The organism is Shewanella sp. 2_MG-2023 (assembly GCF_030548905.1).
In the GTDB taxonomy this organism is placed as follows: Bacteria; Pseudomonadota; Gammaproteobacteria; order Enterobacterales; family Shewanellaceae; genus Shewanella; species Shewanella electrodiphila.
In genome coordinates this window covers 316,610-328,056 of the sequence record NZ_JAUOSO010000002.1, presented here as the reverse complement: position 1 = coordinate 328,056, position 11,447 = coordinate 316,610, and the positions used below count along the sequence as shown (strand labels likewise).

Genomic DNA, 11,447 nt, shown 5'->3' with positions numbered 1-11,447 from the left:
TGTTTGCTATTCAAGTGTTAATGTAATCAATGACAACAACTAATAACGAAATGTCGAGCGTATTTAAACGCCTTCTTACTTATCTCATTCCGATGAAAGGAATGTTCCTATTAGCCATTGCAGGCCTACTTACATATGGCCTTGTTGATGCAGCTTTTATTGCATTCATTAAACCTTTTATTGATGAAGGTTTTGGTCAAGCCCCTGCAGTTGTAGGCGGTGTTGAAGTTGATGTACCTACCCATGGCGGCTTTAACGCCAATAAAGATATTATGCTAATGGCGCCGCTGGTGGTCATTGGTATGTTTACTTTGCGTGGGATTGCCAACTTTGTGTCGACCTACTGCGTCTCTTATATGAGTGCGAAACTGATTATGGATATGCGCCAGCAAGTGTTTGAACACTACTTGCGTTTACCTGTCAGCTACATTGACCGTGAAAATAGCGGTAACTTAATTTCCCGGGTGACCTTTGATACTGAGCAAATCGCTCGAGCATCAGGCAGTGCGTTAATTTCTATTGTCCGTGACTCCATTACTGTCATTGCAATGTTAGCTATCATGTTTTTCTATTCGTGGAAATTATCCCTGTGTATTTTGGTGATAGGCCCATTAATGGGGATTGTGATAAGCGTGGTGAGTAAGCGTTTTCGTAAAGTCTCTAAGCAAATTCAATCAGCAATGGGTGGCGTTACTGCAACTACTGAGCAAATGATTAAAGGCCATAAAAATGTATTGGCTTTTGGCGGTCAGAAAACGGAAGTTAATCGATTCTTTAAAGTGAATGACTCTAACCGTCATCAGAATATGAAACTGGCTGTAGCTCAAGCCATTAGCCAACCTGTTATTATGATTATTGGATCGTTTGCGCTTGCATTTGTGTTGTATGCAGCAACGTTCCCAGGTCTTAAAGAAGAATTAACTGCAGGTACTTTCGCTGCAATTCTTGGCGCAATGATGGCCATGCTTCAACCAATTAAAAACTTAACTCGGGTTAATGCTGAATTCCAGCGCGGTATTGCAGCTTGTACTACGGTGTTTGAATTACTTGATACCGCACCTGAATCAGATGCTGGTGAGTTTGAAACGAAGCGCGTTAAAGGTAACTTGAAGTTCAATAACGTGACGTTTAGTTACCCTGACACTGAAAAACCTGCCTTAACCAATATTGATTTTGAAGTTAAACAAGGTAAAACCATTGCCTTAGTGGGGCGCAGTGGCTCAGGAAAATCAACGATTGCAAGTTTGATGACGCGTTTTTACACTGGTGTATCAGAAGGGGATATCACCCTTGATGACGTTAGTATTTATGACTACAAGCTTAAGTCATTGCGTAATCAAGTGGCGCTTGTTTCGCAGCAAGTGACACTATTCAATGACACTATTGCTAATAACATTGCTTACGCTTACCCAGGTGAAGTAACTCGTGAACAAATTGTCAAAGCGGCTGAACTTGCTTACGCAATGGAGTTTATTGAAACGCTACCGGAAGGGTTAGACACTGAGGTAGGCGAGAATGGCGTGTTGTTATCTGGTGGACAACGTCAACGTATTGCCATTGCACGCGCCATGTTACGTGATGCACCAGTGCTGATTTTAGATGAAGCGACCTCAGCATTAGACACTGAGTCAGAAAAAGCGATTCAACATGGTTTAGACAATTTACGCCATAACCGTACATCTATCGTGATTGCCCATCGCCTTTCAACGATTGAATCAGCAGATGAAATCCTAGTGATTGATCAAGGCTCGGTAGTTGAGCGTGGTACACACACGGATCTTGTTGCCAAAGAAGGTATTTACGCTAACTTGTATCAAATGCAGTTTGGTAACTAAATGCAAGGGTTAGTGAACAAGATTTGGTATCAAGGGCATCCAGCTAAGTGGTTGTTATTGCCACTTAGTGGGCTGTTTGCCCTAGTGTCATACATAAGACGCCTCGGCTTTAAACTGGGAATTAGCCAAGCTGAGACCTTACCTGTTCCTGTCATCATCGTCGGTAATATCACCGCAGGTGGCAGCGGTAAAACCCCCACTGTTATCTATTTGATTAACTTATTGCGCCAACATGGTTATAAGCCTGGGGTGATAAGTCGTGGCTACGGCGTCAATATAGATGGTGTAAAAGCCGTTAATGTTGCAGATAAAGCCACCGAAGTGGGTGACGAGCCAGCAATGATAGTTGCTCGAACGCAGGTTCCTATGGTTGTTGGTGCTAAACGCATTGATGCCGCTAAAGCACTGTTAGCTCAATTTGATGTTGATGTGATCATTAGTGATGATGGCTTGCAGCATTATGCTTTAGCCCGAGATATAGAACTGGCTATTGTCGATGGTCAGCGCCGATATGGTAATCAGTGTTTGATACCCGCAGGGCCTTTACGTGAAGGTTTATGGCGCTTAAAAACGATTGATTGGGCCATTAATAATGGTGGCAACCCGCAAGCAAATGAAATTGCTATGACTCTTGAACCTTCTGATCTTAAAGCGGTAAAACCGTCATCGAATGATGAAAAATGGCAACAGCAAGAAGCGATAGCAATGGCTGGCATCGGAAATCCGCAGCGATTTTTCGATAGCTTAGTGACATTGGGTTATAAAATTAAACAAACAAAAGCATTTGAAGACCATCAAGCCTTTGATGAGAATGAGCTTACGCAGTTGTCTTTGCAGATGCCATTGATTATGACCGAGAAAGATGCGGTTAAATGTCGCGATTTTGCACAACAAAACTGGTGGTATTTGCCAGTTAATGCGAAGCTTAATGAAAGTTTTGATACAGCATTTTTGAATCGACTAAAAGAAGTCGTCAAAGTTAAACAAGGAAACCTCCATGGCGTTCGATAAAAAATTACTTGAGATTGTGGCTTGCCCAGTATGTAAAGGTAAGCTGGAATTTGATAAAGAAGCAGATCAATTGATTTGTAAAGCTGACAAGTTAGCTTACCCAATTACTGAAGGTATTCCTGTTTTACTTGAAAACAGAGCAATACCACTGGAGTGTTAATTGACGACGGAATAAGTTCTCGATTAATTCGTAGCTAATTTAAGAGTTCTGATACAACTCCTTATGACTGGAAAAAGCGCTATTGTTGGCGCTTTTTTTGTGGGGGTCATTCGGGCTGATATTGGTTTTTGTTAAACGGTACATAGATATTCGTTGGTTAAATTTTATGCATATCATGTTATTTGAATGTAAGAGGTGTTTATAGAGTAATTGCACTAATTATTAATTAAGTAAAACTTACTCTGATACTGTTTGCTAAATTTGCTTCGATTGACGATTTGTCCAGATACTGAATATACAAATCAGTTGTGGATACTTGTTATGACTCAAATGCAATCTTTTAAAGACAAAGTCGCCCTAATGTTGGTATTAAACCAAGGGGAGCGGATCAGTCAGTTTGAACATCATGGTAAGCGTTACTGGTTAAAACAAGTTGAGCAGCTAACAGGTGCAATGCGTTTTTTAAAAGCAGATTCTGCTAAAGCCCTAATTAAAGAAACCCAAGTATTAAAGCAGCTAGACGCAGAGGGAGCGCCTGTGCCCAAAGTGGTGGCTAATGGTGAAGGATATTTGGTGATTGAAGATGCTGGGCGCACAGTACGTGATTGGTTAGATAACAATGATATTGCAGCTACAGAGCAGCAAAACATTTTGAATGATTCAAGCCAAGCGTTAGCCGACTTACATCAAATGCAACTAGCTCACGGCCGTCCAGCACTTAGAGATATTAGCTGGCGCAGTGGTGAAGTTAAATTTATTGATTTTGAAGCTAATCAACAAAAGGGACCTGTGGTAGAGCAACAAATCCGTGATTTGTTGGTTTATATTCACAGCTTGTATCGCTATTTAGGCGCAGATAGCGAACGCATTTCGAAAACCATCACAGCTTACCGACAAGCAGGCGGTGAAGCTATTTGGCAAAAATCCAAAGACTTTTTGGCCTCATGGCAATGGTTGTATTACTTCGCGAGTCCGATTAAAAACGTTGGCGGTAAGGATTTAAAGCCGGTTTATTGGGTGTTATGGCATTTTAGAAACAACTAGTGAATCAATCGAAATTAAAAAAGCTTGTGATATTCACAAGCTTTATAGTCATCTAAGCTTTGGTGATTTAATACGTTACTTTTTCAAATCCTGATATAGCGTATTAATCCATTTTTCTTCAGTGATGAAGTTCCAGCTCCAATCTTTCCACTTTGCCGGTACACCTTCAGCTTGGATTTGTTCAAGTGTTTTACCTTGAGTGAGTTTCTTTTTCATCCAGTTAATCGAGTCATCAAGCATGTGCTTAAATTTCATTAAGTCATTTTTGTTGGCGAGTTCACCATGGCCTGGTATCACTTGAGTCTGTTTATCCATCATGGTTAATGCTTTGGCAACATTGTCTCGATAACCAATAACTGAGCCGCCACCGTTTAAATCCACATATGGGAAACGGTCTTTAAAGAATAAATCACCCATATGAACTAAGTTATCGTTTTCCCAGAACACCACACTGTCACCGTCAGTATGGCCAGGTCCCATGTGTTTTAAGGTTAATGTGTCATTGTTAAAACGGATGGAAACATCTTTAGAATAAGTCACAACAGGGAGGGCAGCTTTGGGTGTGCCTTCTTTGGCACTTAGGCGTTTTAATACATTATGGTGGGCAAAGATAATCCCTTGTTCGCCAAAGTGCGCATTTCCGCCAGTATGATCGCCGTGATAATGGGTGTTGATAACGTATTTAGGTTTACCCGCTTGGATTTCATTTAACGTAGCACTTATTTTATCGGCTAAAGGCGCAAATTGGTCATCGATGATTAAGATGCCATCAGTGCCTGCTGATACGCCGATATTGCCACCTGAACCTGTGAACATATAAGCATTTTCGGTGAGTTTCTGGGAGGTGATAGTGACATCTTTAAATCGGTCATCGTCAGCGAGAGTTGAAAAGCTGGTGATGGAGAGTGCAAGTAAGCAACTGAGTGATGTACGGGTCATGATGGGTTCCTGTGCTATGTGGCCAAACTGTCCATTTAATGGAGCAGTTTGGCCTATTTATCCTTTTATTAAGTCCAAGGTAGCAGTTTTTTAGCCCGTTTGTCAGCTAAACCTAATTTAACAGATGATTGATAACGGATTCGGTATAAGGCTTGGTAACACAAAGGCACCAAATACAAACTGGTGACAGTTGAGAAACTTAAACCACCAATAATCGCTATTGCCATTGGTGAGTATGGTGGCCCACCGCCACCAATTTGGGTGTCGCCCATAGCTAATGGAACTAGCCCTAATACCGTAGTTGCTACCGTCATTAACACTGGACGTAAGCGGGTAATACATATTGATTTAATCGTAGCTGACAGGTCAGTTAATTTTGGTGTCATTTGGTTTATTTGATCGACCAACACAATGCCGTTGTTAACTACAATTCCCATCAAGATTAGGATACCAATCATGGCCATCACTGACATTGGTGTGCCTGAAATCCATAATGCCCAAAACACCCCAGTAATCGAAAACAAAATCGAACTGATAATCGCAGTTGGAAGCAACAGTGATTCAAATAGCGCTGCCATTACGATGTAAATCATGGCTAATGCCAAAATCATGTTAACCGCCATAATCGATTGGTCTTCATCTTGACGTTGAAAACCGCCTCGCAGGCTGTAGTCATATCCATAAGGAAAATTAACATTCTGCATGACTTTTTCGATTTGTTCTTGGGCTTCTTCGGTAGTGATTTCGTTAACGTTTGCCCCAATAGATAATGCGGTTTGACGGTTATAATGCCTAATAGTGTCAAAGCGTGGCTGAATGGTTATTTCAGCTAAGTTATCTAAACTGTAGACGCGCTCTCCTTGACGAATAATAGGCAGCTGTTTTAGTTGTTCTAAAGAACGTTGCCAGCTTTTATCGTAAGCTAACTCTATACGTAACTCGCCGTTTGGATCATGTCTAAATGAGCGCAGCGGGGTTCCACGCAATGCCATTGAAATGTGAGAGGCAACTTCGTTGAGTTTTAAATCTAAACGAGCGGCCATTTCTCGATTAATAGTCACAATCACTTCTTGCTGGGCAGCATTCACTTCTGAGCGGACATCCTCTAGACCTTCAATAGCACTTAGTAACGGGACTACTTGCTGGCTTAAGGTAATTAACTCAGAGGTAGAGCGGCCCGTTAAAGTGATCCTTAAACCAGAGTTTTCATTTCCCCAGCCAAACTGTGGCGTAGCTGCGGCGTACTTAGGAAAACCTTCTCGAATGGTTTTCTTTAGTTCTGACATTGGAGTTTCAATGTCTTTTTGCAGCAAAATAGTGGTTTGAATACTGTCAGCTGAATAGTAGCTATACACAGAATCAATCATGAAAGCTTCTTTATTGCCATAAAGGTAGTCTTCCATTTGGTTAATCATCGCTTCAGTGACTTTTAGGTTATGTCGACCTTCTAATTGATAATTGATATATAAACGGTCATTTCCTTCGCCATCAGATTGATCTTGTTTAACTAAATTCAAAGGCAGGGCAGTTGAAACCAGTATCAATACTGCTAATCCCCCTGAGATTTTTGAATGGGCCAATACCCAGGTCAAACTGCGCTGATAATAACGCTGCAGTCTGGATTCTTTTTCTTCGGTTTCAATTTCAAAGTGCAATTTGGTCAGCATTAGTGGTATTAGGGTTTTCGCCACCAATAATGAAGCCGCAAGTGAAATACAAATGGCGATAGCTACGTGCTCAAGGAAGATAGTCAGTTCAACTTTAACGCCAACAATATTCGGTAAAAATACAATAGCTGTAGTTAAAGTGCCGGCAAGTACGGCCAAAGCAACTTTTTCAACGCCTGTGAGAACAGCAGATTCGTTTGCTTTTTGACATTGAGGCTTAGTATCTTCTTGGCCTGTTAAGCCATTGCGTTGTTTTTCCTGCAATACGCTTTCGGTAACCACAACCGCATTATCAATCAGCATACCCACCGCTAATAACAGTCCCATCATTGATAGAATATTTAAGCTGTAACCCAGTAAATACATACCAGCTAGAGTCATACAAATTGAAATGGGTACTGACGATACCACGACCAAGGTCATTTTTAAGTTACGTAAAAACAGGTATAACACGCCAAAAGATAAGAAGGCACCGATTAAGCCCGAGATTAATAAGTCTTGCAGTGAAGACTTAACGCCATAAGCTTGGTCCTCCATCACAAATAGCTTAATGCCTTGGAATTGTTGATCTTGCTTAGTTTGCTCAATTACCTTTAATACACGTTCAGAAACATGGACTAAATTAGCGCCAGATTCTTTAAATACATCTAAACCCACAGCGTATTTTTGATCTAGATGACGACCTTCAAAAGGTTCTGGCAAAGTAAATTTAACCGAAGCAATATCGCCAAGGGTTGTGTTGGTATTGAGTTTAACCGCTTTGATATCTTCTAAAGATAAAAACTCACCTTTAGGCGACACCTGAAATACCTGGTTATTGTTACGAACCGTTCCCGCACTAATAACAAAGTTTTCAAGTTGCAGACGTTGTCTCAGTTCTGATGGGTTAATCCCAGATGCGGCTAACTTATCAGCATCAAGACGAATTTCAATCTGCTTTTGGTCAACGCCATATAAGGTGACCTTCGACACGCCTTCGATTCGCTCAAGGGGTTTACGTAATTGTTTATCCAGCAAATCAAATGCATTGGATAATTCACGCTCACTTGAAATACGAATGGTAAGCACTGGCATATCAGCAGTTGAAAACTGCTGAATAAAGACGCGCTCGACATCTTTAGGCAGTAAATGCCTTACTGAATCAATTTTCTCACGGGCTTCAAGGCTTTTTGTCGCGACATCTTCACCCCATTTCATATTCAGCTGAATGTTGGCGCCATCTTGAGAAGAGTTTGAGCGGACTTCTTCAATTCCGCTCATGGTGGCTAAAGACTCTTCGAGGACGCGAGTGATATCACGCTCCACTTCAGCAGGTGTTGAGCCTTTATATGGCACATTGACCTGTATTTGTGGAATGTCGATACCAGGGAACATTTCCAGTGGCAGCAAGCGACTTGATGCCATTCCAAATAATAAAATAGCAAGAAAGAACATGCTGGTGGTCACAGGTCTTTTAATCGCGAGCCTTGTGATACTGAAACCTTGTTGCTCTGTGTTAGTCTCTTGACTCATGACTGACCCTCCGTAGTAAGTGTAGAGGTCGCATCAGAGTTCGACTGTTCCGAAGCCTTTTGTTGATAATCTTTTTTATCAAAAATGCCATACAGGGCAGGGATAACAAGTAAGGTCAGCATGGTTGACATACTTAAGCCAAATATCACAGTAATTGCCATTGGCGCTCGAATTTCACTACCATCACCGACACCAATTGCCATCGGTAATAAACCGAGTGTGGTGGTTAAGGTCGTCATCATGATTGGACGAAGACGTGATTTGGCAGCTGTGCTAATGGCTTGATCTTTCTCGATGCCTTCTTTACGTAACTGGTTAATTCTATCGACTAATACAATGGCGTTATTGACCACAATACCGGCTAACATAATTAATCCGATAAACACCACCACGCTAATATGGGTGCCAGTGATAAACAAACCAATCACACTTCCGCCAACTGCCATAGGCACTGCCACTAGGATTAATAGTGGATGCAACAAGGATTCAAATTGACTCGCCATCACCAAGTACACGAGGAACACCGCTAAAATAAGGGCGATTTTTAATGACTCAAAAGAGTGTTCCATTTCTTCGTTTTGGCCACCAAAGCGCGCTTGGATAGAAGAGGGGAACTGCTGTTGATTAAGGATTTGCTGCGCTTCCTTTACCGCTTCACTTAAATCACCATAACTTAAGTTTGCCGACACAATAGCCACACGTTGTTGGCTGACACGGTTAATCGCCGATGGACCAACTTGTAGCGATACGTCAGCAACGGCGCTCAGTGGTATAGCATGTTCACTATTGGGGTTGATAATTAATGCATTAACATCCTCAATGTTGTTACGTTCTGCTAATTCGCTGCGCACTAAAATATCCACTTTGCGATCGCGCACAGTATATTGACTGGCAATCGTGCCGCCAACGCGGTGGGCGATACGGCTCGCAACTGTTGGCGCATCTAAATCAAGTGCAGCTAGCCGTGCGTGATCAAAACGGATACTGATCTCAGGTTGACCATCACGAAGTGAAGTATTGATATCGCTAAATCGGTTTGATTGCGACAACGCTGAGACGAGTTGATCGCCACTGTGTTTTAGCTGAGCTAAATCATAACCAGACAGCTCGATTTCTAATGGTGTTTTAAAGCTAAATAACTCAGGGTGCTCAATTTTTGCATCCAATGCCGGAATACGTCTTGCTGTTTCACGTAAAGTGCCAGCGACGCTGTCAAAAGCGTGCGTGTTTTCTAGTACCACTTGAAGACGTCCCCAGTTTTCACCACCGCGGGCAGTATCTGAAGTCATCAAGCCACCACTCCCCGCTTGGCTAAAGGTGTGCTTAACATCTTCGTTGTCACTGATTGAATAGGCGAGTTGCTCTAGTACTGCATCAGTTTTTTGTACTGCTGTGCCTGGTGGTAAAAGGATTTCGACGTAAAACTCACCTTGGTTCATCGGTGGGATAAGCTCAACGCCTAATCTCGGGAATAAACTTCCTGCGCCAAGAGTTAACATAACTGCGATGACGACTGTGACGACTTTATGAGACATGGCATGCTTTAAAACACCATGATAAATTCTTTCAATAAAGCGATAGAAAAAATTAAACCCTGCACTTAATGGACGCATTACCAGACTGAATAACCACGAGAAGAATCGCGTGAAGATAATGACAAAGTTCAGTAGGGCATTAGGTAAATAGCTCAGTAGTACTTTAAAAGGAAAGCCAAGTATCATCGCTGCGTAATAGCCAATCTTACCTTTTGTTGTCGTGGGTTTTGCTTTTGGCGCTTCAGTGACTTCTTCAGGTAATTGAGTAAAGCCTTGGCGTGATGCCAGCATTGGAATGGCGGTTAACGCTACAAACAGTGAAGCTAAAAGAGCAAAAGTTACAGTTAAGGCTTGGTCAGAGAAAAGTGCCCCTGCAATACCGTCTACAAAAACAAGGGGAACAAATACGGCCAGCGTGGTTAACGTTGAGGCAAAAATCGCCCCTGCCACTTCTTTACTGCCTTTTACAGCAGCATCTAGCCTTGCTAAGCCTTGGGCTTTGTAACGGTCAATGTTTTCTAATACCACAATCGCATTATCGACTAATAAGCCAATAGCTAAGGCAATACCACCCAGTGACATAATGTTTAAACTGATTTCAGCAAAATACATCATGTTAAATGTGGCGATGACAGAGAAGGGGATCGAGATTGAAATAATTAAGGTGGCAATAATGTCACGCAAAAATAAATAAATTACCAACATGGCAAGCAAACTACCAAATAATGCTGCTGCGGTAACTTCACTCACCGCGCTTTGAATGAACTCAGATTGGTCATAAATGACTTTTAACTGGTTTTCTTCAGATTCAGCATTGATGTTATTCAGCTCTGCTTGTATTTTCTGCGCCACAGAAACCGTATTGGCATCGCCTTCTTTATAGATAGCCAATTCGATAGATTCTACATCACCAATACGAGTGACATCACTGCGCTCTTTATAGCCATCGACAATGTCTGCCACTTCTCGTAAACGGATCAAGGTTTGGCCGTTACGATAAACTATGACATCTCGTAGTTCTTCAAGAGAGTTAAACTGGTTTAAGGTTCTAACTAGGTATTCTTTATCACCTTGAATCACTTTACCCGCTGATAAATTGATGTTTTCTTCATTAATACGACGTTTGATGTCATCGGCATTAAGATTTAATTGCTGCAGTTTTTGTTGGTTTAACAAAATATGCACTTCTTGTTCTAACCCCCCCGATAACCTGACCGCAGCGACGCCAGAAAGCGCTTCAAGACGACGTTTAAGTTCCTCTTCTGCGAAGGTTCTCATGCTTTTTAACTGGGTTTCGCTTGCATCAGGTACAGACAAAGCTAAACGCATTATCGGATCTAAATTAGGGTTAAAGCGAAGTAGTAATGGTTTATTGATGTCTAATGGCAACTCAATAGTGTCGATTTTTTCGCGCACTTCAAGGCTTGCCATATCCATATTGGTGCCCCATTCAAACTCAAGCACAACATCTGACATGCCTGAGCGTGAAATAGAACTGATTTTACGTAAGCCTTTAACTACACCGACTGCTTCTTCAATCGGTTTCGAGATGAGTTGCTCCACTTCTACAGGCGCTGCGCCATCATAAGCGGTGCGCACTGTGACGCTTGGATAGCTTAAATCAGGTAATAATTTGACTGCTAAGCGTGTAAACCCGACCATGCCAAATAGCATTATGGCGAGCATAAACATCCACACGGTAACTGGACGTTTAACCGAGGTATTAATCAATGACATAATGTCT

At 41.8% G+C, this 11,447-nt stretch carries 7 protein-coding genes; 4 read left to right on the top strand and 3 right to left on the bottom strand.

The features are described from left to right. Positions 1–29 precede the first annotated feature (29 nt). The 4 genes from msbA (at position 30) to Q4600_RS03715 (ending at position 4,050) form a co-directional block, all read left to right on the top strand. A complete protein-coding gene (gene msbA, locus Q4600_RS03730) occupies positions 30–1,835 on the top strand; it encodes a lipid A export permease/ATP-binding protein MsbA (protein WP_102528528.1) in 1,806 nt (601 codons plus the stop codon). Then, the gene (gene lpxK, locus Q4600_RS03725) at positions 1,836–2,846 is read left to right on the top strand and encodes a tetraacyldisaccharide 4'-kinase (protein ID WP_102528527.1); all 1,011 of its coding nucleotides are present in this window, start codon (positions 1,836–1,838) and stop codon (positions 2,844–2,846) included. It abuts the gene before it with no gap. Continuing rightward, entirely contained in the window at positions 2,833–3,006 is a 174-nt protein-coding gene (locus Q4600_RS03720; protein WP_303514092.1) for a Trm112 family protein, read from the top strand. Before lpxK ends, Q4600_RS03720 begins: the two co-directional genes overlap by 14 nt. Before the next feature lie 321 nt (positions 3,007–3,327). Then, a complete protein-coding gene (locus Q4600_RS03715; protein WP_102528525.1) occupies positions 3,328–4,050 on the top strand; it encodes a phosphotransferase in 723 nt (240 codons plus the stop codon). Positions 4,051–4,125: 75 nt separating this feature from the next. Here Q4600_RS03715 and Q4600_RS03710 read toward each other — a convergent pair whose 3' ends face one another. The 3 genes from Q4600_RS03710 to Q4600_RS03700 form a co-directional block, all read right to left on the bottom strand. Then, entirely contained in the window at positions 4,126–4,989 is an 864-nt protein-coding gene (locus Q4600_RS03710; protein WP_303514094.1) for an MBL fold metallo-hydrolase, read from the bottom strand. Positions 4,990–5,057: 68 nt separating this feature from the next. Further along, complete coding sequence (locus Q4600_RS03705; protein ID WP_303514098.1) at positions 5,058–8,168, bottom strand: efflux RND transporter permease subunit; 3,111 nt, start codon at positions 8,166–8,168, stop codon at positions 5,058–5,060. Then, the gene (locus Q4600_RS03700) at positions 8,165–11,440 is read right to left on the bottom strand and encodes an efflux RND transporter permease subunit (RefSeq protein WP_303514101.1); all 3,276 of its coding nucleotides are present in this window, start codon (positions 11,438–11,440) and stop codon (positions 8,165–8,167) included. Before Q4600_RS03700 ends, Q4600_RS03705 begins: the two co-directional genes overlap by 4 nt. Positions 11,441–11,447 lie beyond the last annotated feature (7 nt).

Coding starts and splice junctions, on each gene's coding strand:
- lpxK (WP_102528527.1), top strand. CDS start 1,836: ATGCAAGGGTTAGTGAACAAGATTTGGTATCAAGGGCATCCAGCTAAG.
- Q4600_RS03715 (WP_102528525.1), top strand. CDS start 3,328: ATGACTCAAATGCAATCTTTTAAAGACAAAGTCGCCCTAATGTTGGTA.
- Q4600_RS03705 (WP_303514098.1), bottom strand. CDS start 8,168: ATGAGTCAAGAGACTAACACAGAGCAACAAGGTTTCAGTATCACAAGG.
- msbA (WP_102528528.1), top strand. CDS start 30: ATGACAACAACTAATAACGAAATGTCGAGCGTATTTAAACGCCTTCTT.
- Q4600_RS03700 (WP_303514101.1), bottom strand. CDS start 11,440: ATGTCATTGATTAATACCTCGGTTAAACGTCCAGTTACCGTGTGGATG.
- Q4600_RS03720 (WP_303514092.1), top strand. CDS start 2,833: ATGGCGTTCGATAAAAAATTACTTGAGATTGTGGCTTGCCCAGTATGT.
- Q4600_RS03710 (WP_303514094.1), bottom strand. CDS start 4,989: ATGACCCGTACATCACTCAGTTGCTTACTTGCACTCTCCATCACCAGC.